At 57.4% G+C, this 24120-nt stretch carries 21 protein-coding genes; 7 read left to right on the plus strand and 14 right to left on the minus strand.

Annotated features, from left to right (window positions below):
* Positions 1–16: 16 nt before the first annotated feature.
* Complete coding sequence (locus tag ACQUWM_RS03395) at positions 17–160, minus strand: hypothetical protein (RefSeq protein WP_407000528.1); 144 nt, start codon at positions 158–160, stop codon at positions 17–19.
* 108 nt (positions 161–268) lie between these two features.
* Positions 269–2869, minus strand: coding sequence for a DUF6351 family protein (locus ACQUWM_RS03400; protein WP_428921175.1), 2601 nt, complete (start codon positions 2867–2869; stop codon positions 269–271).
* Between the two features lie 228 nt (positions 2870–3097).
* Here ACQUWM_RS03400 and ACQUWM_RS03405 point away from each other — a divergent pair, with 228 nt between their 5' ends.
* Positions 3098–3883 carry an enoyl-CoA hydratase gene (locus tag ACQUWM_RS03405; RefSeq protein ID WP_428921176.1) on the plus strand — a complete coding sequence of 262 codons (786 nt, stop codon included), beginning with the start codon at positions 3098–3100 and terminating at the stop codon, positions 3881–3883.
* Positions 3884–4071: 188 nt separating this feature from the next.
* Positions 4072–5217: a choice-of-anchor P family protein gene (locus ACQUWM_RS03410; RefSeq protein ID WP_428921177.1), complete on the plus strand. Its 1146-nt coding sequence runs from the start codon at positions 4072–4074 to the stop codon at positions 5215–5217.
* 54 nt (positions 5218–5271) lie between these two features.
* Here ACQUWM_RS03410 and ACQUWM_RS03415 read toward each other — a convergent pair whose 3' ends face one another.
* From ACQUWM_RS03415 to ACQUWM_RS03425, 3 genes are read right to left on the minus strand one after another with little or no spacing between them, the layout of a single operon-like run.
* Positions 5272–5826: a DUF192 domain-containing protein gene (locus ACQUWM_RS03415; RefSeq protein WP_428921178.1), complete on the minus strand. Its 555-nt coding sequence runs from the start codon at positions 5824–5826 to the stop codon at positions 5272–5274.
* A complete protein-coding gene (locus ACQUWM_RS03420; RefSeq protein ID WP_428921179.1) occupies positions 5787–6548 on the minus strand; it encodes an ABC transporter permease in 762 nt (253 codons plus the stop codon). Before ACQUWM_RS03420 ends, ACQUWM_RS03415 begins: the two co-directional genes overlap by 40 nt.
* Positions 6549–6573: 25 nt before the next feature.
* Positions 6574–7494: an ABC transporter ATP-binding protein gene (locus tag ACQUWM_RS03425; RefSeq protein WP_407000534.1), complete on the minus strand. Its 921-nt coding sequence runs from the start codon at positions 7492–7494 to the stop codon at positions 6574–6576.
* A 198-nt stretch (positions 7495–7692) separates the two neighbouring features.
* Between ACQUWM_RS03425 and ACQUWM_RS03430 the strand changes: the two genes are divergently transcribed.
* Together ACQUWM_RS03430 and ACQUWM_RS03435 are read left to right on the plus strand one after the other, a co-directional pair.
* On the plus strand, positions 7693–8085 hold the full coding sequence (locus ACQUWM_RS03430) for a hypothetical protein (protein WP_407000535.1): 393 nt from the start codon (positions 7693–7695) through the stop codon (positions 8083–8085).
* Between the two features lie 65 nt (positions 8086–8150).
* Positions 8151–8474 (plus strand): hypothetical protein, encoded by a 324-nt coding sequence (locus tag ACQUWM_RS03435; protein WP_428921180.1) that lies wholly within the window; start codon positions 8151–8153, stop codon positions 8472–8474.
* Between the two features lie 36 nt (positions 8475–8510).
* On the opposite strand, the gene ACQUWM_RS03440 is transcribed toward ACQUWM_RS03435, so the two are convergent.
* Genes ACQUWM_RS03440 through ACQUWM_RS03450 form a run of 3 tightly spaced genes read right to left on the minus strand, consistent with a single transcriptional unit; the run spans position 8511 to position 11511 of the window.
* Entirely contained in the window at positions 8511–9977 is a 1467-nt protein-coding gene (locus ACQUWM_RS03440) for a PhnE/PtxC family ABC transporter permease (protein WP_407000537.1), read from the minus strand.
* Positions 9978–9994: 17 nt separating this feature from the next.
* Entirely contained in the window at positions 9995–10645 is a 651-nt protein-coding gene (locus tag ACQUWM_RS03445; RefSeq protein ID WP_407000538.1) for an ATP-binding cassette domain-containing protein, read from the minus strand.
* Positions 10645–11511: a putative selenate ABC transporter substrate-binding protein gene (locus tag ACQUWM_RS03450; protein WP_407000539.1), complete on the minus strand. Its 867-nt coding sequence runs from the start codon at positions 11509–11511 to the stop codon at positions 10645–10647. Before ACQUWM_RS03450 ends, ACQUWM_RS03445 begins: the two co-directional genes overlap by 1 nt.
* Positions 11512–11681: 170 nt before the next feature.
* Between ACQUWM_RS03450 and senB the strand changes: the two genes are divergently transcribed.
* Complete coding sequence (senB, locus tag ACQUWM_RS03455) at positions 11682–12665, plus strand: selenoneine biosynthesis selenosugar synthase SenB (protein ID WP_428921181.1); 984 nt, start codon at positions 11682–11684, stop codon at positions 12663–12665.
* Here the strand turns inward: senB and selD are convergent.
* From selD to ACQUWM_RS03475, 4 genes are all read right to left on the minus strand, one after another.
* Positions 12649–14925 (minus strand): selenide, water dikinase SelD, encoded by a 2277-nt coding sequence (selD, locus tag ACQUWM_RS03460; RefSeq protein WP_428921182.1) that lies wholly within the window; start codon positions 14923–14925, stop codon positions 12649–12651. The genes senB and selD overlap by 17 nt on opposite strands.
* Positions 14925–15602, minus strand: coding sequence for a helix-hairpin-helix domain-containing protein (locus tag ACQUWM_RS03465; RefSeq protein WP_428921183.1), 678 nt, complete (start codon positions 15600–15602; stop codon positions 14925–14927). The genes selD and ACQUWM_RS03465 overlap by 1 nt, the downstream gene beginning before the upstream one ends.
* A gap of 45 nt (positions 15603–15647) precedes the next feature.
* Positions 15648–16046, minus strand: a complete 399-nt coding sequence (locus ACQUWM_RS03470; RefSeq protein WP_407000543.1) for a hypothetical protein — start codon at positions 16044–16046, stop codon at positions 15648–15650.
* Between the two features lie 167 nt (positions 16047–16213).
* Positions 16214–17734 (minus strand): GNAT family N-acetyltransferase, encoded by a 1521-nt coding sequence (locus ACQUWM_RS03475; RefSeq protein ID WP_407000544.1) that lies wholly within the window; start codon positions 17732–17734, stop codon positions 16214–16216.
* 171 nt (positions 17735–17905) lie between these two features.
* Between ACQUWM_RS03475 and ACQUWM_RS03480 the strand changes: the two genes are divergently transcribed.
* Positions 17906–19792: a methyl-accepting chemotaxis protein gene (locus ACQUWM_RS03480; RefSeq protein WP_428921184.1), complete on the plus strand. Its 1887-nt coding sequence runs from the start codon at positions 17906–17908 to the stop codon at positions 19790–19792.
* On the opposite strand, the gene ACQUWM_RS03485 is transcribed toward ACQUWM_RS03480, so the two are convergent.
* Both ACQUWM_RS03485 and recQ read right to left on the minus strand, forming a co-directional pair.
* Positions 19789–20742, minus strand: a complete 954-nt coding sequence (locus tag ACQUWM_RS03485) for a hypothetical protein (protein WP_428921185.1) — start codon at positions 20740–20742, stop codon at positions 19789–19791. The genes ACQUWM_RS03480 and ACQUWM_RS03485 overlap by 4 nt on opposite strands.
* A 140-nt stretch (positions 20743–20882) precedes the next feature.
* Complete coding sequence (gene recQ / locus ACQUWM_RS03490) at positions 20883–22739, minus strand: DNA helicase RecQ (RefSeq protein WP_428921423.1); 1857 nt, start codon at positions 22737–22739, stop codon at positions 20883–20885.
* Positions 22740–22909: 170 nt separating this feature from the next.
* Here recQ and ACQUWM_RS03495 point away from each other — a divergent pair, with 170 nt between their 5' ends.
* Positions 22910–24115 carry a 1-acyl-sn-glycerol-3-phosphate acyltransferase gene (locus ACQUWM_RS03495; RefSeq protein WP_407000547.1) on the plus strand — a complete coding sequence of 402 codons (1206 nt, stop codon included), beginning with the start codon at positions 22910–22912 and terminating at the stop codon, positions 24113–24115.
* Positions 24116–24120: the final 5 nt, after the last annotated feature.

Below are 24120 nucleotides of genomic sequence, written 5' to 3' on the forward strand. Positions count from 1 at the left end.
GGTTCCCTGGCGTGTGTTACTGGTTGTCCTGATCTGGCAGTGGGGTGATGGTGTTGATGTCTCCGGTTGGCACAGCCGGGTCGTCCTTCATGACGACCAAGATGCCGCCGACGATGATGGCAACGGCAACAACGATCTTGAGGATGGTGGATTTCTGCATGATGGTCCTCTCCCTGAGAAAATAGCTGAACTGTCTCTATCTTGTGGGCGAGGAGGGAGGATAGCAACCCAAACAGGGGCAGCAGGCGCCGCCCCTGTTTGGCAGGGATCAGGGATTGGTTCTCGGGTTCAGGTTCACCCCGAATGCCGGGGAAGCCCAGCCTGCGACGGTATCTTTCTGTATGGGCAGTGGTTCGCCTCCGGTGGTGACGTCATTCTCATTGCCATACTGCAACCAGGTCAGGGTGGGCACTTTGCCGACCGGAGGTTTGCTGTAATCGCAGACACCGTTCGGGAAGATCTCCGCGACTTGTTGGGCGAAGTTATCGGAAGTGAGCACGCCGTCGAGGATGCTGGCCGGATAGTCCGCCGGGTCCACGGGTTTCAGTTGGCATTTGTTGTTCAGTGTGGTGATGGAGTCACCGGCGACGGTGCGCGGGGTGCCGAAGCGGGTCTGGACCACCAGTTCCTGGATTTTCACGACCTCGTCTGTGATGGGCTGGAGCGGGTCGGTGATGGTGTCGGGAAGCCCCAGGTCGCCCAGATCCAGGCCACAGACTTGCCCGGTGGCAACGTCCAGTATCTGGCCCAGCTCTGCGGGAAACGTGGGAATCTGGTCGGAATCCAGCCCGGAGACTTGCGGCTCCGGATAAAGCAGGTTACCGGTGTAGGGCGCTTTGGGGCCTTCTGCAGAGAACGGCGCGGACAGCGACAGGCAACGGTCCCTGGCGGTGACGGGCTTGTTGGCGATGACCTTGTTCGGCACCGGAGTCGCTTCCTGATCAGCTTCTATGCCGGCCAGCCACTGATCCATGACCAGCAGTGCTTCGGTGGTGAAGATGGTATCGCCGGCCAGCGGGAAGGCGCCGTACCAGATCACGTGGTTACGGGCGTGGCCCTGGGTTTCTTGCAGCCGGGCCCGTACCTGCCAGGAGTGGAAGGCGTCGTGGGCAATGCCGGGGTCCGGGCCGCGCAGGTCGATGATGGGGACGTTGGCGAGGTTTTCCGCGGTGTTGACCGCGCCGGTACGGTAGGCGTTCTCCAGCGCTTCCGGGTCAGCAGCGATACGCTCCGGCTGGTAGTTGATGTCCACGTCGAGACCACCGATGTCGCGGTTGACGGCCAGGAACTGATCCCCGGTGATGACGCCGTCCTGCAAGGCTTTGAGGCCGTACTGCACGCCGGTATTGTCCAGCGGGATGCCGGCGAAGCCCCGTGACAGCAGCTGCTCATTGGGGGACCACGCGTCTGGCTGGCGCGTGCCGAACTGATTGACCATGTAATCAATCAGGCCGCAGCGCAGGCCATCCGGGCGGGTTTCCGGGTCATAAACGTCCGCTTGTCCCGCCAGGCCCGGGCAGTTCTCCTGATCCGGCTCCGCCGAGGGGAAGAAGGCCAGGTCGGAAACGATCGGGTTTACCGGCAGATGACCGTACAGCGCAGGCCACTGGACCGCCAGTACCGGTGAGGTGAGCAGGCTTTCAACGAAGGTCAGCAGGTCTGCCGGGTCTTCGGATACCTTATTGCCCAGGTATTCGTTCAGCAGGTTGTAGTCGGCAAACTGGGTGGCGGTGGTCCACACATCCGGGTAGGAGCATTGAACGATCAGCCCCTGATAAATGCCCGGATAGGCGTTGGCGATATGCTGCTGGGCAATGGCGCCGCCGGAGCATCCGGTGCCGATGGTGTAACGCACCGGGCCATACTGCTCAACGATGTGTTCCTTGGCCATTACCAGGGATTCCGCTGCGGTCACCAGGTTGACGTTATGCCCGAGGTTGGCCTGGGCCGTGGACAGGGTCACAAAGCCGCGGGCAAGGGCGACGGAAATGCTGTCCCCCAACAGGGTTTCCGCACCCTCCGGCGCGGTGCCGGCAATATCGCCATTGGGCGGCTGGCCCATGCCGTAGCTGACGCCCACGTTGCCCCCGTGATGGATCAGGATTTTGCCGTTCCACTGCTCCTGGGGCGCCAACGCTGACCATTCCTGATCCGGCTGGTACAGGGACATGACCTGGTAGCGATCCCGATTCATCACGCCGGTTTCTACCCGAACGATGTAAGGAACGGTGACGCCTTCATCGGTGGTGACCTGGGCGATGTCTTCGGACGGTGGCGGGTTTTCGGGGTCGTAGGGCAGGAATGCCCCCGGTAATCCGGGGGATTCCGGGTCAAAGCTTTCGGCAAACAGGTCAAACTGCGACTGGGGCACATATTTGAACTCGAATTCCGCCGGCTGGTTACACTTGTCGTCTACCGGGTTCTCGTTGGTGCAGTTCCAGGGCTGAACCTGGGGGCCGGAGAATACCGGGCCGCCTTTGGGGTGGTTGGTGATGGTTTTGCGCAGCACGCCGCCTTTACCGAGGATAACCTTGAGTTCGTTCTCGCCGAGTTCCAGGCCGGTGATCAGCCCACGACGCGTACCGTTCTCCATGGCGGTCAGGGCGTCACTGATGTCTTTACCGTTGAGCTGGATTCTGGCGCCCTCAAGATTCGCTGACGCCACTTCTACCAGGGCGTCACCACCGTTGATCAGGTCGGGCCGGTTTGAAAGTACGCGGATAACACCCTGGCCAGCCACTTCCTGCTGTTCCGAATCCACCACGCCGGTCGTGTCATCGGGGTTGTTATCGGAGCCGCCGCCACCTCCGCCGCAGCCGGTGAGTGCTATTGCGACTGCCAGGGGCAAAGCTTGCTTGATTAGTGTCATGGTTACCTCTTTTTGTTGTTTTTTGTGATGTTTTGTCACGCTTTGCCGACATAAAACCATAAATTTTACTGTCTGGGCGTTGGCCACGCGGACATTGGAGGGTGTCACTTTTGTGAACTGTGTCACGAACTACCTGGGGCGGCGTTGCGGACGATGCCGACGAAAGTCTGCTCGACTTGACGCCGGGGCCGCTGAATACTGTGAGAAAGTCTGAGGAATGAGGTCACCATGACTGCGGAAGAGATGATTACCGTTGCCACCGACAATGGCATCACAACGTTGACCCTGAACCAGCCGGAGAATCGCAACAGTCTGTCCATGGCCATGTTGCAGGCGTTATCGGACCGGCTGGAGTCTCTGGCTGAAGATCCGGATACCCGGGTCGTTGTACTCGGTGCCAGTGGCCGGGTGTTCTGTGCCGGCCATGATCTGAAAGAGGTCAGGGAGCAGTTTGGCAAGCAGGATCAGCAGAAGGCTCTGTTTGATCAGTGCAGCAAGGTCATGCAACAGGTGGTCAATTTGCCGAAACCTGTCATTGCCCGGGTTGCCGGCGTTGCCACGGCCGCCGGTTGCCAGCTGGTGGCCAGTTGCGACCTGGCGGTTGCGGCGGATACGGCGCGGTTTGCCACCCCCGGCGTTAACATCGGGTTATTCTGTTCCACCCCGATGGTGGCAGTATCCCGCAATGTGCATCGCAAGCACGCCATGGAAATGCTGCTGACTGGCGAGATGATCGGCGCGCTGCGGGCGGAGCAGATCGGGCTGGTGAACAAGGTGGTGGACGAACAGGTACTGGACGAAACGGTGTACAACATGGCCCGGGTTATTGCTGGCAAGTCCAGCCATACCCTGAAAGTCGGCAAGGAAGCGTTTTACCGGCAGCTGGAACTTGGCCTGGCGGATGCCTATGACTACACCTCCCAGGTGATGACCGATAACCTGGCCGCCGGTGATGCCCAGGAAGGGATTTGCGCGTTTCTGGAAAAGCGCAAACCGGAATGGAAGGACAACTGAAAACTCGACAGCCCGCTAAGCAACTGTTCTTGAACGTGATATATCCCTTTTATGTACATCTGTACTACTTTGGCCATTCTATAGAGTGAATCCGTCTTTCTCGCACTCCTTGTTAGCACTAATACTCATAATGTGGTTTGGGAAACCAGGACAGTAGCCACACTATAAAAACTAACAAGGAGAGTGATATGACCTTGGATACTGCAACACTCAGGCAAGGGGGTGTAGCGATCGTTGTGGCCGTGGCAATGTGTTTTGCTTCGGCTCTGGCTGTCGCCGCACCCAAGTCAAATAATGGGAAGAATGGTGGTGGATCTGACACGTCAGTGATGCCGTCCTATATCGGCAGCGCGACCGCGCTGGATTTGTCCCTTAACCTCCTGCTCCTCAAAGAGAACATCGTGCTCTCTGACACGGGACAGCTCGATAGTCATGGGGGCAGCAAGGATGAGTCCCTGCTAAACGTAGATCAGGGACTGGTTCGGGCCAGCGTTCTGCACGCGACAACGGTGGGCTCCGGCCACCGCACCGATTCCATGGCCATTACTGCGGGACTCGGACTTGATCTGACGTCCCTGGGCGTTGATCTGAGCATCAGCGCCACGGTCCTTCAGGCTGTCGCTTCGGCACAGTGTACCAACGGCTCTCCGGTTCTTTCGGGGTACTCTGACATCGTCGGGCTGACGATCAATGGCATGCCCATCGAGGTGAGCGGAAAGCCAAATCAGACCCTGGATATTGGCGGGCTGATCAAAGTGACGATCAATGAACAGGTCGAAACCGACAAGAGCATCACCGTAACTGCGCTCCGCGTGGAGGTTCTCGGCGCTCTGGGTACGCCAGTAGCTGAAGTCGAAGTTTCCCGGGCCGAGGCGGGACTGATCTGTGGTAGTGGGCCGGACGGTGAGTGCCCGCCTGCAGCGGATTTTGTCACCGGCGGTGGCTTTTTCTTCGATGACTACGGGCAGCGTGTGAACTTCGGCATGAACGGTGGCGTGTTCCCCAATGGCAACATGAAAGGCCGTTTTAACCTGGTTGCACCGGGCCATCACATACGGGGCAGTTCAGTGCTCGACTATCGTATTGTCGATGCCACAACCCGCGAGCTGGATTACGTTGCCGATGACGGCGGCGCTACCTTCTGCACGGTAACCGTTGCAGACAATGGTGAACCGGGACGATCCGATACCTTTGGCATCAGTTGTGACTCTGGCTACTCCGCCAGTGGAACACTGAGCCAGGGCGGAAACATCCAGCTTCACAAACCGAAGTCATGCAAGACAGATGATGACAGCAAAGGTGGTAACGGAAACAAGGGAGGCAAGAAGAAATAACCACCTTGCCTTTGGCTGGCCCGGGCCACAAATCCCGGGCTGGCCTTCGAAATCTCAATGTTTGCAGATGGACTCGCTGGTTGAGAAATGGTGACCTACCGAAATACCGTGGTTCCGGAAAAAGGAACGGTTCATTTCCAACACAGCGGAAAAGCTGACCCCCGCGCGGTACACCGGGCAACCTGAACTTGTGCGGGATCTGCAGGGGGCCATGTGCTTGATGGCCTTGATGGTTCCGGTCTTATCCAGATAGGCGATGTCCAGGGGGATCAGGGTTTTGTACATCCAGAACCCGTGGTCCGGTTTTCTGGGTTCGTCATAGACAAACAGCATGCCGCTGTTCGCAGGGAGTGATTCCCGCCCCATCAGCCCTTTCCTGCGCTGGGAGTCAGTGATTGCCATCTCCACAGTAATCGGGATGACTCCCTTGTCAGAGATCAGGCATGCCTGACGTGATGGCAACCGCTCCTCCGCGATGGCTTCCCTGGCCATGCCCCCCAGCACGAACAGGCACCCAATCAGCAGGCATGTAACCCCGGCGTAACGGCCGGCTCCTGCTGAAAGTCCTGTCACGACCGCAGCCGGTAACCGGTTTTGAATATCCACCATATCGCCACCATACAGGCAGTCAGGAACACCAGAATCATGCCGGCGCTGATGCCGACATGAACATCGGATACCCCGTAGAAGGCCCAGCGAAAACCACTGATCAGGTACACCACCGGGTTGAACAGGCTGATGGTTTGCCAGATCTCCGGCAACATCTCGATGGAATAGAAAGTGCCGCCCAGGAACACCAGAGGCGTTACGATCATCATCGGGATAATCTGAAGTTTCTCAAAGCCATCGGCCCAGATGCCGATGATGAAGCCAAACAGGCTGAAGGTGACGGACGTGAGCACCAGGAAGAAAAACATCCAGAACGGGTGCAGCACGTCGTAATCCACGAACAGTTTGGCGGTGGCCAGTATGATCAGGCCGAGGATCACCGACTTCGTGGTCGCGGCGCCCACATAACCCAGCACGACCTCCACATAGGAAACCGGCGCCGAAAGCACTTCGTAGATGGTGCCCGAAAACTTGGGCATATAGATCCCGAAAGAGGCATTGGAGATGCTCTGCATCAACAACGAAAGCATCACCAGGCCCGGGATAATGTAGGCGCCATAGCTGATGTTATCGATATCGCCCATGCGGCTGCCAATGGCGGATCCGAAGACCACGAAGTACAGCGATGTCGAGATCACCGGCGACGCCACGCTTTGCATCAGGGTGCGGCGCATACGGGCCATCTCGAAGTTATAAATTGCTCGGATACCATATAAATTCATGGGTTGCTCCAGTGTGTCGGCGCCACTAATCGTGAACCAGGCCGACGAAGATCTCTTCCAGCGAACTTTCCCGGGTCTTCAGGTCCCGGTATTCGATGCCAATATCCCCCAGAGTGCGAAGCAGGCGTGCAACACCGGCCTGTTCCTGCTGGGAGTCGAAGGTGTAGATCAGCTCGTAACCATCATCGGATAGCTCAACCGGCTCCAGCACCAGTTCGCCCGGTACCGTCTCCAATGGTGACTGAAGCTGCAGGCGCAGTTCCTTTTTGCCGAGCTTGCTCATCAGCCGGTCCTTTTCTTCGACCAGGATGATTTCCCCCTCACGGATGACGCCGATGCGGTCTGCCATCTCTTCGGCTTCTTCGATGTAGTGGGTGGTCAGAATAATGGTGACGCCGTCTTCCCGGAGATGGCGAACCATCTCCCACATATCCCGGCGCAGCTCCACATCCACCCCGGCGGTGGGCTCGTCGAGGAACAGAATCCTGGGTTCATGGGACAACGCCTTGGCGATCATCACCCGGCGTTTCATGCCACCGGAGAGAGACATGATGCGGTTATTCCGTTTATCCCAGAGCGATAAATCCTTAAGGACCTTTTCGATATGCGCCGGCTTTGGCGCCTTACCAAACAGACCACGGCTGAATGAAACCGCGTCCCAGACCGTTTCGAACGCGTCGGTGTTCAGTTCCTGGGGGACCAGGCCGATGCTTTCCCGGGCCTTGCGATAGTCCCGCACGATGTCGTGGCCCGCGGCTTTCACTTCGCCGCTGGAGAGGTTCACGATACCGCAAATGATGCTGATCAATGTGGTTTTACCCGCACCATTGGGACCGAGCAGGGCGAAGATTTCACCCGGGGTGATGTCCAGGTTGATATCCTTCAGGGCCTGAAATCCATCGGCGTATACTTTGTTCAGGTGCTTTACGGAAATGTCCGGCTGCACTGGCGTATCCTGTGGGTGGTGAATCAAAGCGCAGTATTTTCTCACGATGGGCAGTGGTTTAGAAACCTTTGCGTTCCTGTTGTGAATGACCATAATGCCACCTTTTGCTTGGAGGAAATGGAATTGTTACGAGCGATTGCGGTTGTTGTACTAATGACGGGGCTGATAGCAGCCGCTGTTTTTGGGCCAGGATGGCTGATGTCCGGGGAAGAGCAGGCTTCAGAAACGCCGGTTTGCGATCTTCACATGGGCCCATGTGAATGGAAGATGATGGGGACGCTCTGGGTGGCGGAACTGGAAAAGGGTAAAGTAGGCACCCAGGGTCAGGAATACCATCTGCGCCTTCACACCAGCTCCAATCCGGACCGCTTCCTGGCGGTGCTGAAGGGGGAATCCATGTACCTGGGCGAATACCCGGTGCCATTAACGCGGGCGGAAACGGAAGCAGGCATTGGTGTCTGGCGCGCTACTTTCACCGCGCCGTTCTGCACCACCGATCCCGACATGTTGTGGCGTATTGATCTGAAACAGGGCAACAGGGTGTTCGATGATATGCCGGTGAAACTGGTATTTCAGGCCGAAGGAAACTAGGGCCATGACAGGGTGTCAGGATTGTGTAGAATAATTGGAATAACAAGTTGGCCAGGAAAGATGTGATGGATTACAGCGACAGCGTTCAGAAAGTTCTCCTCCGCAAAATCCGCAAAGCCGAACAGGATTTGCTCCAGCTCAAGCTGGACTACTGCCGTTTTATCTTTGGGCTGACGCACCGGGCGCGGGTGCAGCTTGATGGCCAATCTTACCTGGTACGTTCGGTGGACGTTGAGTCCATGCGCCACCTTGATGATGGCAGTTTCAGCAAGCCTGTTATTGCCGGAGTTCCCCTCGACTCGCCCGATTCATCACAAGCCATGGATCTGGGCACCGACTGGCAACTGGAACCGTCCGGCGCGCGTGCCGCGGCCCAGGGCTCTGCCTGAATTCACCGGTCATACCTTTTTCCCAACACTGCAACATCAGCAGGTCGGCATGGTCTGCAGGGCAAGTTTGCGGCGTATGTAACGCCCAAGGATATCGATACCGATATTCAGCAGGGCGGTGATCAGGATCAGCACGATGGCGCGATCAAAGCGGATTTGCTGGATTGCGCTGTCCACGTAGAACCCCAGGGTGTAGATACCCAGTATCCCGAGTATGGCGGTTTCCCGCATGATGATTTCCCAGCGATAGAACAGGAAAGCCAGGAAAGACCGGTACACGCGTGGCACAAGCTCCCAGCTATACCGACGATAGCCGGTGGGAGCGTCTGGGCGGAGCGTTATGGTGTTGGTCTGCCGCCCGATCAGGTGACCAATGATGCCGCCGTTATGCAGCGCCAGCGCCACCACGGCAGGCAGCATGGACGGCCCCCAGAGTTGGAGCAGAATGTAGGCAAGAATGTACTCGGGGGTGGAGCGTGCAATCACCAGCAGCACATGGCCGGAGGTGCGCCTGACCGGGCCGCCAAAGTGGTTGGAGATCAGCGGAAACGCCAGCAGGGTGAGAATCCCGGTGGCCACCAGAGCAATCTGGGTCAGCACCAGAGTGTTCCATATTCCCGGCATAGCCTCGTTAAGCATCAGATCACCAAACCAGGAACCCAGCCCGGCCAGCCCCTCGCCGTCTCTCAGCGGCGCCGGAACAATGTCCTCGGTAAAGAAACGCTCCACGTTGCCCCAGATGATGGGCATGCCGTCACCGAGGAAGAAGGGGGCACCAAGGATATAGATCGGCAGCAGTTTTGGTTTCACCCACAGGGGAATGGTCGCAATCAGGACATAGAACAGAATCAGCATGGCCCCGGCTTCGGAATAGAACCCCTGGGAAAAGGAAGTCTCCAGGTAGAACCCGAGGGTGGGCAGCCCGACAAACCCCAGGATCGCGCTGGAGCGCAACCCGCATTCCAGGCGGTAGGCGGTATAGGTGCGAAGCTGTACCCAGCAATCCGGTATGCGGGTATACAGGAACGTGGAGATAACGCCCGTGCCGGGCGGCAGCAGACGTGCAGGGCCGGGGTCCGATTCCTCGAGAATTTCGGAATAGACCTTGGCGAATATGCCCGCGTACGGAATGGCGATGGCCAACACCCCCGTCAGCGGGTGAAAGCCGAAAAACTGCAGAAAGATCAACGCCCAGAAAAGTTCGTGAATCGCGCGGATAAAGGCGCAGAAGATTCGCACCGGAGAAAACCGGTAAATAAGCGACAGCAGGAAGCCGCACGCGCTGCCCAGTGCAACGCCCACAAAAGCGAATGCCACGGTTCGCAGCAATGCTGTAGCCAGTCCTTCAGTGCTGAAAAAATCGGGTGTGGCCACCCCGAGGAAAAATCGCCCGAGATCCTGCCAGGGGTTGGCGGTGGTGATGGCGATGTCCGCAAAGAACAGCCCGGCGATGGCGATCGCCAGAAAGAGCAGGCTGATTCTCAGGGTGGGAGAGAGATACATACGGTTGCTGTCGCCCGTCAGTACAGCGGCATGATATCAGCCGCGGATAATCGTTGGCTGGGTTCATCCAGCGCAATCTGGCCATCCTGGATGCCGACAATTCGCGTGGCGTAGGTCAGCGCCATCTCCACATCATGAAGGGCGGTTACGCTGGTCGCAAACCGCTGATTCAAAGCTTTCATGACCAGGTGAGCCATGGGGCCATCAAGGGCCGATATTGGCTCGTCCGAGAGCAGGAGGTCGGCGTTTCGGTATATCGCGCGTGCGATGGCAACCCGCTGGCGCTGCCCGCCGGAAAGGGACGCGGCTGGCGTCCAGAACTTGTCCGCCATGGAGAGTTCACGCAGTAGCACCCTGATGGCATCACGGTCCTTGCGGAAGGGCCGGACCAGGGTCAGGGTGTTGTACCATGCCGGATGGGCATCCAGTTGCCCCATAAACACATTGTGGAAGACCGGCAACGCATTCACCAGGCCAAGATCCTGCGGCACCAGGGAAGCATGGCCGTCGACCCGATCGTGAATCAACTTGATCAGCGTTGATTTACCGGCACCGCTCTTTCCGACCAGCGCCACTCGTTCGCCTTCCTTAACATCCAGGCTGAGCGGGCCAATAACCCGCTCGCCATCGAAGGAGGCCGTCAGTCCGGAGAGCTGAAATCCTGACATTAATCCAGAATTCCAATCTGCTCCGCCACTGAGCGGATGGGCTCGTAGTTTTCATTGGCCGTCGGGATGAACCCTGAGCGGGGGAAACTTTCCAGCAATGCAGGATCATCCATATCCAGCAGGGCCTGCCGGACCTTGTCAGTGAAACCCTCGCCGTAGCGGTTGTCCACATCACCGCGGATGGTCCACTGATAGTTCGGGTAGGTCGGAGTTTCCCAGATGACTTTCACTTCGTCGGTGTTGATATTGCCGTTCTCCAGTTCCTTTTCCCAAACGGCATAGTTGATGGCGCCAACATCGTAGGTACCGGCTTCCACCAGGCGCAGGGTGCGGGTGTGGTTGCCACTGAAGCCAACCCTGGAGAACACGTCCTCGGGGGCTTCGTTAAAGATCCGGCGAATATGGTATTCCGGAATCAGGCGGCCGGAGGTGGACCCCTTCGAGCCAAAGGTGAAAGTCTTACCGCGCACCTCTTCCGGCAGGGTGTCGGACTTTTCCAGGCCGGTGCTCTTGTGGGCGATGAAATAGTTATAGAAGGCTTCATCTTCAACGCCCTGGGCCAGCGCCTGGGATCCCGGCACCAGTGCCCGGGCCTGAACGCCGGACAGACCACCAAACCAGGCCAGCTGCACCTGGTTGTTGCGGAATGCGGAAATCGCGGCAGCGTAGGATTTGACCGGAATGTATCGGACTTCAACATCCAGCTCTTCCTGCAGGTAATCCGCTATGCCCTGAAAACGCTCTTTCAGCTTGGTTTCGTCCTCGTCCGGAATGGCGGTGAACACGAATGTCTGGGCTGAAACCGTGAATGAGGCAAGGGCTAACAGGCTGGAAAGCATGAATTTCCGTATAAAGCTCATGGCCATGGAGTGATTCCTTCTATAACAGTGGAAATTTCAGTGCGTTACTGCACGGATGTTCAGGATACCCTGATTTACCTCCGGCATGAACTGCAATACGATTGAGCGACTAAATCGGGTCAGCGCTCGCGGATCAGGAACGCCAACAAGAATATGATCAGGCAGAAGGCCGAACAATGCACATCCAGATTCTGACACCTGCACCACCAGGTTCACGGGCCGGCAACCGGGCTACGGCGGAGCGTTGGTCAAGATTATTGCAGAAGGCAGGTCATCGGGTGTCTGTGGTCACAGAATTATCCCCGGAACCCTGTGATGTGTTCATTGCACTCCATGCCTGGCGCAGTCATCAAGCCATCCGCGAGTTTTGCCGGGACCATCCAGAAGTGCCAGTAATCACTGTGCTGACCGGCACCGATATCTATCACCATCAACACGTATTTCCACAGGACACCCGGCAGTCGATGGCACTGGCGGACGCGCTCATTGGTCTGCACCATCAAGTGGCCGACGACATCCCGGACGTTTTCCGGTCGAAACTGGTCACGGTGTTGCAGTCTGCTGGGCTGATCGCACCGGCCGAAGCTGATGATGGCCACTTTGATATCTGCGTGGTTGGCCATTTGCGGGACGAGAAGGATCCTCTTAGGGCGGCGCTGGCTTGCCATTACCTGCCAGAAAACTCCCGGATACGGGTTTTCAATGCCGGTAAACCCCACACCGACGGCTGGCAACGCATGGCGGAGGCCGAGCAGGCCGGGAACCCCCGTTTTCAGTGGCTGGGTGAGCTAGACAAGCCCGCAACAGATGCCCTGATGGCCCGGTCGCGGCTGATGGTCATCAGTTCGGTGATGGAAGGCGGCGCCAACGTGGTCTCGGAAGCGTGCCGGGCGGGTTTGCCCATACTGGCTTCGGATATTCCCGGAAACCGGGGACTGCTGGGGAACGACTATCCTGGCTATTTTCGGGTAAAGGACGAACAGCACCTGGCGCAGCTGATGTCACGGGCGGAGACGTCACCGGACTACCTGTCGCAATTGCACAATCACGTGGAAGCTCTGGCGGGTGGTTTCGTTCCGGAAGCGGAACAGACGTCCCTGCTGTTGGCGATAGAGCAGGCCATCGCCAACAGCAGGCAGAGGATCAGTCCCGAAGACTGATCGGTTCTATGGGACCGCTTTCGTCCTGGGGAGTCACCCTGCCAATGATCGCGGTATGGGGATAACCCATAGCCTTGAGTTCCCGCACGCAGTCGTCGGCTACGTCCGCCGGCACGCTGGCGAGTAGCCCTCCGGCGGTCTGGGGATCAAAGATCAGCGGATAACGCGGGTGCTTTACCCATTTGTCCTGATCACGAATACCCCGGCGCAGGCGGATGTTGGCCGGTTGCAATGAACTCAGGATACCGGCCGCGGCCGTTTCCTCGGCGCCGGGCAACACCGGAATGGCGGACAGGTCCAGTTCCGCATCGACACCCGAGGGCCGCGTCATCTCCACCAGGTGGCCAAGCAGGCCAAAACCGGTTACGTCTGTACAGGCTTTGGCCCCGTACTTCCGCAAACACTGGGCCGCACTCTTGTTGGACTGGACCATGGAGGCCAGCGCCGAATCGATCCAGCGTCCTTTCGCGGCGAGTTTCGCATGGGCGGCAAACAGGGTTCCGGTACCAATGGGCTTGGTGAGGATCAGCGCATCCCCGGCCTTGAGACCGCCTTTACTCATGACTTCGTCCGGGTCGATCAGGCCGTTGACAGCAAACCCCAGGGCCAGCTCCCGGCCTTCACCGGTGTGGCCGCCCACCAGGGCGCAGCCGGCATCGTTTAACACTTCAACGGCACCGGACATCATCTGGTACACCACATCTTCAACCTTGGACTCAATGCCATAGGGCACGGTTGCAACGGCGGTGGCGCTCTGCGCTTCGGCGCCCATGGCGAAGACATCACCAAGGCTGTGGTTCGCCGCAACCTGACCAAAGATGTACGGGTCATCAATGAATGCGCGGAAGAAGTCGACGGTGTGAACCACGGCCTTTCCCGGTGGCACCCTGAGCACGGCCGCATCGTCGGGCGCGTGCAGGCCAATAATGATGTCATCCCGCTCGATGGGCTTCAGCTCACCAAGGGCCCGTGACAGCACCGTGCTGCCAACCTTGGCGCCACAACCCCCGCAGCGCATGGCGACAGCGGAAATGGCCTGGGAGGCTTCCTCAGCGCTCTGTGCGGCGGCTGTATCCGGTAACTTGCCAGTGTCTTCCATGGGCGGCAGATCACTGAACTTGTCCATGAAACGCCGGTCGATCCAGTCCTTCCAGCGCCACACCCAGGAACCCGCGAACGACAGGTCGCCCCGGGAGGCGACGGCAAACTTGTCACCGGTGCTGATCAGCGCCAGCCATTTCTTCTGGGGATGAAAATCCTTCGCGGACTTGCCCGTAGCCAGACGTTTGAGATTGTCCGCCAGGGGAGGGCCCTGACGGACAGCAAACACGCCCGCCTTTTCCCGGGGATGATTGACCACATTGGCGATATCACCGGCGGCGAGGATGGCGTCGTCGGTTTCCGTTTGCAGGGTATCCCTGACCCGTATGAAACCGCCGTCGTCAAGCGCCAGGCCGGTGTCTTTCAGCCAGGCAGGACCTCCGGCGCGGGTGACCCACAACACTTCGTCAACGTCGAACGTATCGCCATTCGCGGTTTGAAGTCGTCCGGCTTCCACCTCGGAGACAGCGGTTCCCAGATGGACCTTCACCCCGCGGCTGCTGAGTTTTTCGGCGAATACCGCGCGCACCCTGGCGTTATGGGTCGGCAGTATCTGGCTCTCTGCATCAAACAGATGGAAGTGCAGCTGATTAGGATCAAGCCCGCGCTGTTTCAGTTCGTTCCGCAGGCGGAACTGCATGGCCAGCGTCAGCTCCACGCCACCGGCGCCGGCACCGACCACCGCAACGGTCATCGGTCCCCGATGGTTCTCCAGGCGTGACAGCAGCGCCAGCCAGCGGCTGTTGAAACCGTTAATCGGTTTAACGGGTACCGCATGTTCGGCAGCACCCGACACATCTTCAACCCGGGGAGATGAGCCGATATTGATGGACAGGAGATCGTAGGGCACGTCTGGACGGGTTTTACAGATGACCCGCTTCCGATCCCTGTCGAGGCCAATGGCTTCGTCGCGATAGAAGCGGGCGCCGGCATATTCAGCCAGCCGGCTCAGGTCGATGTGGACGTCGTCGTAGGAATAATGCCCAGCCACGTACCCCGGCAGCATGCCGGAGTAGGGGGTATGGGTGTCGCGGCAAATCAGCGTCAACCGGACACCCGGTACAGGATTCATGGCGAACCGCTTAAGAACCCCAACGTGACTGTGCCCGCCGCCAATCAGGACAATATCCCGTAATACAGGCTGCTCAGGCGTTCGCATCAGAGAACTTTCTTGGCTTCGTCAGACAGCGTTGCGAACCCTTTCATTGTTGAGAAGGCCTGCAGCTTTTCCTTATCTGCATCGGAGGGCGTGGCGATCTGCTCGATGGAGGTAATACCCGCATCCTGCATTTTCTTGGCTGTCGCCGGGCCTACGCCTTTGACGCGCGTCAGATCGTTTTTGTCTGCTGGCTTGGCCGCCTTTTTGGCAGGTGCCTTTTTGGCTGGAGCCTTCTTTGCAGGAGTTTTGGTCTTGGCCTTGGTCGCCGATTTCGCGGGGGCTTTCTTGGCTGGACTCTTGGCGGCCGGCTTTGCAGCTGCCTTTTTAGGTTTGGCCGCGCTAACCTTAGCGGATGCCGTATCAGCGGTTTTCTTTACTTCCTCGCTGACTTCCTTGCTGGCAATACCCAGGCGATCAAGGATGCTGTTCTGCAAATCATGGAATTCCTTCAGTCTACGTTCGAATTCCTCATTGAAACGCTTCATTTCCCGATCGCGAAGTTCATCCACTTCTTTCAGTAACTTGCGTACCGGATCCTGAATCTGATTCTGAAGGCTATCAAACTGCTTGAGAGCATCATTGATCAGGCTTTCAATCTGGGAAGACGTTTTATCGAATTCCTTGTTCACCTTTTTGACAATTTTATCCACGCTTGGTTTGTTGGCTTTTTTGGCCATGAAGGCTGTCTCCTTACGGTTTGAACGAAGTGAGGTCGTGCTTGGTCAGGCCGTTTGCTGTAAACCTGAAGCTGGCCCGGAGGAACGTCGTGATTTCAGGGACTGCTTTTTAATGACCACATCCCGAATGCGCCGGAGCTTGTCGGCTACCGGGGAAGAGTTGGTGCCGTCAAGTTCTATGAAATCAATGGCATAGAAGAAGTTGCTGCAGTGTTTTCTGCGTTCTGTGACGAGCCCTGATATGCCTTCCGCCTCGATGTTCTCGAACGGCATGTCCATGATCAGGTCCAGGATGACGGTATCGCCCGGGTTAAACACCTTGTCGGTTTTCATCACACAACCGTAGTTATCAAGCTCGAATATCGATGCTTCAACCGTTTCCTTGCGAAACAGGCCGCGCTTGATGCGAAAGCGAGCAATCAGATCTGGTAGCGCTTCGTTCATGAAAAAGCTCTCGGATTTTCCGGGTCCGGACCGCATCCGGTATAAATAAACCGTAGTTGAATGATTAAACAATAGCCACACTTGACAGATTTGGCAACGGCGTCAGCGTTATACGATAACCCTCTCAGGCAGTTCATCAACTGCCTGAGGAGTCTATCCGGGCCAAATCAACGGGTTTTAATGTCATACATATCTGTACGCCGGTCCTTGAGGTTGGTGACCGAGCCCTCATTGCGAACCAGTTTGAGCTTCTCCAGGTCCATATCGGAAAACATGATCATTTCCGTGTTTGGCGTGGTTTCCGCCATTACCGCATCGTGGGGAAACGCAAAGTCAGAGGGTGAGAATACGGATGACTGGGCATATTGGACGTCCAGGTTCTCCACCTTGGGCAGGTTGCCAACGCTGCCGGTGATGACAACGTAGCATTCGTTCTCAATGGCTCGCGCCTGGGCACAATGGCGAACCCTCAGATAGCCATTCTTGGTATCGGTCCAGAAGGGCACGCAGATGATATCGACATCCTGACTGGCGGCGATGCGTCCCAGCTCCGGGAATTCGATGTCATAACAGATCATGATGGCGACACGACCAGCGTCGGTATCAAATACCTCGAACTGGTTCCCACCTTCAATGACCCAGTCACGGCGTTCGTGGGGTGTAATGTGGATTTTCCGTTGCTCATCAACCCGTCCGTCCCGATGGCACAGGTAGGACACGTTATAAACCCGGTCATTCTCCAGCAGCGGCATGGAGCCGGTCACGATGTTGATGTTGTAACTCACCGCCATTTCGGACATTTCATTGCGGAACTGCTCGGTAAATCCGGCCAGGAACCGGATCGCCCTGGTCTGGTCCATCTGATCCGTCAGCCCCATCAATGGCGCGTTGAAGAACTCGGGAAACAGCGCGATATCACTTTTGTAATCAGACAACGCGTCAACGAAGTACTCCACCTGCTTGAGCACTTCTTCAACGGAAGTGAACTCACGCATCTGCCATTGCACGGCGCCCAGGCGAACCTGGGTTTTCTTGACGTTCAGTACCGCCGAAGGAGGCGTATAAAGAATGTTCCGCCATTCCAGCAGGGTGGCGTATCCCAGGGACTTTTCGTCTTCCGGCAGGTATTTGTGCATCAGCCGGGTAACCTGGAAATCATTGGAGAGCTGGAAGGTGAGGATCGGATCGAAGATTTCCTTGCGGTCCACCCGCTGAATGTATTCCTCAGGGGAGTACTGATCGGCGTACTTGTAGTAACTGGGAATCCGGCCGCCAGCCAGAATGGCGCGCAGGTTCATGGACCTGCAAAGTTCCTTGCGGGCTTCGTATAGACGCCGGCCGAGCCGGTAACCGCGGTAATCCGGATGAATAAACACATCCAGGCCATACAGGGAATCGCCCTTCGGGTTGTGCCAGATCTTTTCGTTCCGGAGGATGAGGTCGTCGTAGGTGTGGGGGTTACTGAAACGCTCATACTTTACGCACACCGTGAGCGCCACTGCGATCAGCTCCCCGGAATCCTCAATGCAGATCTGCCCGTCGGGGAATTGCTCCACCAGCGCCTTGATGGTCTCCCTTGGCCAGGCCCCGCCGATATCATCGTAAATCCGATCCATCAGCTGCTGGAGCTCTTCGTAATCATCCAGGGTGAGATTGCGGAGGTTAAGGTGCAGCTCTTCGTGGGCCATACAGGGAGGCTCCCGTTACATTTATTAAAGGAATTTAGCTCAAGCTCTGCTTACAATAAACCAAGCTATTCAAGTGATTTTATCAGAAGGCATTAAAGACTTCGCATTTCCCGCCGAAAGACTTAAGAACCCCTGAATAACGCCTCAGCCACTTCCTTTGGAGATTTATCCGTGCAACTGACGTTTGGTCAAAAACTGCTCGCCGCTTTCGGCGTCCTGCTCATTCTGGTGATGGTCGTTTTCACCTGGTCCGGAAACGTCCGGCTGCAGGACACCACCGAAACCTATGTGGACGCCTTGATTGACGATGCAGTGGCGCAAAGTACGTCAAGTATCGCCGATTGGCTCAACACCCGGCTGACTATGACAGAGGCTGTCGCCAAGTCCATGGAAGACGTGCGCACCGACCGGCAGGCAAGGGTGCTACTGCAATCCACAACCACAGGTGGTGGTTTCAAGGATGTCTATGTCGGCCGCCAAGACGGTTACATGCTGATGAAAACCGAGAAGGACAGCGCCGGCCTGCCGTCCGACTTTGACCCCAGAACCCGCCCCTGGTACCAGATTGCAATGGACCTGGGCCGCGCTTCATTCACCGAGCCGTACAGGGATGTGATTACCGGCAATACGATTATTACTACGCTGGCGCCGGTTAAATCCGGTAGCTACCGGGGGGTTGTCGGCGGTGATATCGCTCTTAAGACCGTAGAAGAAACTCTTTCCGAGGTCACGCTTGCGGGTACCGGATACGCCTCGCTGATCAGCGCCGACGGCACGGTGCTGTTCCATCCAAACGAGGAACTGATCGGTGAGAGCATCAAAAACCTGATCGGCCAGTCCCCGAACCTGGACGGCAACGAACACAATTATGAAGTGAACGACGAGAACTGGAGCGCCAGCTTTCACGCCATCAGCGGTGCGCGGGGCGTTGACTGGTACCTCGGGACTTTCGTAAACGAAGACATGATCCATGAGCCTGTGGCAGCAGCCCGGGTGACAGGTATTATCATCGCACTGGCTGGCCTGGTGATTTCATTGCTGGTGCTGCACTTCGGCGTTCGCGTGTTGATGGCGCCAGTTCACCGGCTGAACCGGGCCATGGAGGACATCGCCAGCGGTGATGCCGACCTGACCCAAAGACTGGATGACAGCGCAAAGGATGAGTTTGGTCTTCTGGCCCGCAGCTTTAACAGTTTTGTCGGCAACATTCAGAATGTGGTCCGTGATGTCCAGAAGGGCACCAGTGAGCTCAAGAACAACGTGACATCCCTGCGCCAGACGGCCAGCACCAGTCGCAGCAGCGTGGAAAGTCAGCAGGGTGAGATCGACATGGTGGCAACGGCGATCAATGAAATGTCTGCCGCGGCCGGTGAAATTGCCCAGTCTGCCCAGCAGACCGCTGACGCCGCCAACACGGCGGATAGCGACAGCCGTGCCTCACTGGAAACGGTTGAGGCTTCCCGGGACGCGGTGCAGAAGTTGTCGCGGGAAATTGCCTCTGCCGCTGAGGTGATCGACACCCTGGGGCGGGATGTCAGCGATATCACCTCGGTGCTGGAAGTCATTCAGGGTATTGCCGAGCAAACCAACCTGCTTGCCCTGAATGCCGCCATTGAGGCTGCGCGTGCGGGTGACGCAGGACGGGGATTCGCCGTGGTGGCGGATGAGGTCCGGAACCTCGCCAGCCGGACCCAGGACAGCACGGAAGAAATTAACAACATGATCGAGCGGCTGCAGAAAGGCGCCAACAACGCCGTTGATGTCATGAAAGCATCCACCGCGGTTTCCAATGTCAGCATGGAAAAAGCCCAGGACGCGATGGAAGCGCTGAACCGGATCGCCGAGGCGATTACGTCGATCAGCCAGATGACGTCGCAGATCGCCACGGCCTCGGAAGAGCAGACGTCGGTGACCGAAGAGCTGAATTCTTCTATCACCCGCATTGCGGACCAGGGACAGGAGGCCGCCACCGCCGCCAGTGAAAACGATGTATACAGCGGCCAGATCGAATCCATTGGCAATACACTGAGCCAGAACGTGTCCCGGTTCCGGGTCTAACGGCTCAGAACTTTAAGGCGACGGTGGAGGTTGTCCAGGGTGTGACGCCCCACCATTCGTGATTCCTCGCTCAGGAAGGGATTCCTGAGCACAATCACCTTGCGGCGATCCAGCGCCAGCTTTTCAATCGGCTTGCTATAGTAATCCGCCAGGTACCGGGCAAAGCTGCCATCCAGAATAGCCCGCTCCATACCCAGTTGAACGCGGTGAGCCGTCAGATAGTCGTGCGGTGCAGTAAAGAAATATGAAGGCATGGGATAGGCGAGCATCAGCGAGGGCTCAATGACCAGATTCGGATCGTCCTCGATTTCCAGGTCAAACATGACTTCGCTGACCCCACGGGCAAAACAGTCAAACCGGTCATTACGCAACATCCGAAAGAGGATTTCGTAGCGGGTGTGGGTGACCACCGAAATGTCGTTCGCCTCAAGGATGTCAGTGTCCGGCCAGTGCATCCCCTGACCGATACGAATGCCCCGCTCCTTCAGATCGTCAATCGAATTGACCCCTTCAAACAACGGCAGGGAGTGGGGCAGTACCACGCAAACCCGGAACCCCAGCAGGCCGCCGTCAATCGGGATGGGAATCGCCAGGAGTTCCGATTCCCGCTGACTGCTGCTGGCAACGTTGGCAATGTCTATCAGGCTGGTGCGGGCGCGGGACAACTCTCTCAACACCCGGCCCTGGCCCATTTCTTCGCTGCGGGTGATCCGGAAATCACCGTACTCCGGGGTTTTATTAAGAGCCAGCTCCAGCAGTTCGCGAATCGCCGGGTTATCGTAGTTCCGGTACCAGAGTTTGTACTCCCTTTCCATCGGGGGCTGGTAGGCGGCATTGCGAATCTCTGCCAGGCTCTGGGTGGTCAAGGTGAGGGCAATCAGAAGCACCCCGAGTACAAGCCTCAGTGGCTGAAATCTCCTTGCTGGAGGCTGTTGGGTGCCGCTTGCCATTCAGTCTCTCTCCGTGCGTCCGTGTTGCGGGAAAGTAGGTTCGCAACCAGTTTAGAGCAAAACCGACTGGCAAGGCTGTACTTGATTCTAAAAAACTGTAAAAGAATCTTACGCGAAACTGTATGAGAACAGCGGGGCGGTCAGCCTTGGCTGAGCTCACTCAGGGTCTGCAGGAAGATCTCGCCGTATTTCTCCAGCTTGGCGGCCCCCACACCGTTGACTTCGGCCAGCTCGGAGAGGCTTGCGGGTCGCCGCTCCAGCATGTCGAACAGAGTGGTGTCATGGAATATCACATAAGGCGGGACGCCCTGCTGTTCTGCCAGCGTCTTGCGGCAGGCTCTTAATGCATCCCATCCAGCCTGGTCGGTAATCTGATCGCTTATTTTTGCGCGAGCGCTGCCCGAGCTGGCGCGACCGGATGACTTGACCGGTGCGGGATCCTTACGCAACTGAATCGGCTCTTTGCCTTTCAGAAGAGGGCGGCATTGTTCCGTGAGCTGGAGAGAGCCGTAGCCTTCCGGATCAGCCCGGAGATAGCCATTGGCAACCAGCTGCCGAAACACCGATTTCCATTCACTGACGGATAGTTCCGTGCCAATGCCATAGGTCGAGACCTTGTCATGGCCAAACTGGCGGATACGCTCGTTTTCGGACCCCCTCAGCACGTCGATCAGGTAGGTGACGCCATAACGCTGGCCCGTCCTGAACACGCAGGACAATGCTTTCTGAACCGCTACGGTGCCGTCCCAGGTATCCGGCGGGTTCAGGCAGGTATCGCAGTTCCCGCAGGGTTGTTCAAGCACGTCTCCAAAATACCGCAGCAGAACCTGCCGACGGCAGCTGGTGACTTCACACAGCCCGAGCATGGCATCGAGTTTTTGTCGCTCGACCCGTTTGAAATGGTCGTTCCCCATCGACGCTTCCAGCATCTGCCGAAGCTTGATGACATCCTGCAGGCCGTAGACCATCCAGGCGGTAGAGGGTTTGCCGTCACGTCCGGCACGCCCGGTCTCCTGGTAGTAAGCTTCCAGGCTCTTGGGGAGATCAAGGTGGGCAACAAAGCGCACGTCCGGCTTATCGATCCCCATGCCAAACGCGATGGTGGCGACGACAATGACCCCATCCTCCCGCAGAAACCGTTCCTGATTACGGGCGCGTTCCGGACCGCTTAACCCGGCGTGGTAGGGGAGAGCGGTGTACCCCTTATCCGCCAGCATGCGCGCGGTGGCATCCACCTTGTTGCGGGACAGGCAATAGACGATGCCACAATCGCCATCATGTTCAGCTTTAATAAAGTCCAGCAACTGCTTGTTTGCATTTGTTTTTGGTGAAATTCGATACTGAATATTCGGGCGATCGAAGCCACTCACGAAGTGACGGGCATGGGTCAGTGACAGACGTTCTGCGATTTCCTTTCGGGTCCGTTCATCCGCCGTCGCGGTCAGTGCAATTCGGGGAATCCCCGGGAACTGCTCCGCCAGCAGGCTCAGTTCCAGGTAATCGGAGCGGAAGTCATGCCCCCACTGGGATACGCAGTGGGCTTCGTCGATGGCAAACAGGGAAATCGACGCGTTGTGGAGAAGATCGATGGTCCGTGGCTGTATCAAACGCTCCGGTGCGCAATAAAGCAGATCCAGTTCACCGGTCATCAGCGCGTTTTCAGTATCCCTGGCCTGGGCGAAATCCATCGTTGAATTCAGAAACGCGGCACGCACACCCAGTTCGTTCAGGGCTGCCACCTGGTCCTGCATCAACGCTATCAGCGGAGAGATGACCACGGCGGTACCGGGGCGTACCAGTGCCGGCACCTGATAGCACAGGGATTTACCCCCGCCGGTCGGCATCAGGACCAGGGCGTCCCCGCCATTGACCACTTCGTGGATGATGTCCCCCTGCAGGGGGCGGAAGGTTTCGTAACCAAAAACCTCATGCAGGACCTGTTCGGGGTCTTTCCGGGAGAGGGTCGGGCGTTCTGTGCTCAGCTGATCAAAGTCCATGGATTGCCGGTGCCAGGATGCGGGAATGGTCGGTGTCATGTTGTTCAAGGGTCGAAATCATACCAGATTCGCGGGCACAGTAGAGGCAAAACACCTTGATTAACGCTACAATACCGCGATTTTTATCGTCATCACCGCCAATGACTGACTCTGAAAACAACAGGAACTCCATGCAGGAATTTGATGCCATCCGTCCCTATTCGGACGACGAAACCGGTGCCGCTATCAAGCGCCTGGTGAATGATCCGGAATTTCTGGACATGATCGCCCGCTTCAAATCCCCCACACTGGCGCGCTGGGCACCAGGGGTAGTGCGCATCTGGATCAGACGCTGGCTGGTGAAGAACTTTGGTCACCTGGATCGGGTCGACGACCTTCAGGCCAAGGTGTCGGAGTACGCAGGGGATCTGGTGGACCACACCACCACCCGGGTGACCCAGAGCGGCCTTGAAAATCTCAACAAGCATTCCGCGCACCTGTTTATATCCAACCATCGGGACATCGTGTTTGATCCCATGGTGGTGAATTACCTGTTGTTCGCCAACGGCTTTAATACGACCCGCATTGCGATTGGTGACAACCTGCTTGCAAACCGGGTATTCGCCGAGATGATGCGCCTGAACAAGAGCTTCGTGGTACGCCGGAACATCACCAGCCCCCGCGAAATGCGGGACGCCTACATCACGCTGTCCAGCTTTATCAATCACAGCATTGATACCAACCACAGCATCTGGATTGCCCAACGGGAAGGCCGTGCGAAGGATGGCCTGGATTTTACGGATCCGGCTATCATCAAAATGTTCTACATGAGCAAGAAAAAGAGCGGACTGGATTTCGCTGAAGCCATGAACAGGCTTCATATCGTTCCGGTCTCTATCGCTTATGAGTACGATCCCTGTGACGCTGACAAGGCCCGCGAGCTGGAAACCCGTGCCCGCACCGGAAGCTACACCAAGACCGCTGGCGAGGACACGGATCAGATCATGAAAGGCCTGACGGGATTCAAGGGCCATGTACATGTGCATTTTGGCACGCCGATCGCCGACGCTCCCGGTAACCCCAAGGATCTCTCCGCCCGCATTGACCGGGAAATGCATGCCAACTATCACCTGCATGCTTCCAATCTGGTCGCGTACCGGCAACGGGGTATCCACCCGCAGGCGCACACCACGCCGGATACCGTGAGTGATTCCGTGGTGACCGCAGAAACCTGGTCACCCGCGGAACTCGAAGCCGCCGAGGCTGAAATGGAGCGGCGACTGGAAAGCTGTGACGAGGCCATCCGTCCTTATTTGCTGGATATGTATGCCAATCCGGTGGTCACCGCCTTACAGGCGAATGATCCCGACGCTTCCGAACCCGGCACCGACGATTGAGGTAT

The sequence above is a fragment of the Marinobacter sp. DUT-3 genome (assembly GCF_050379435.1).
Lineage (GTDB): Bacteria > Pseudomonadota > Gammaproteobacteria > Pseudomonadales > Oleiphilaceae > Marinobacter.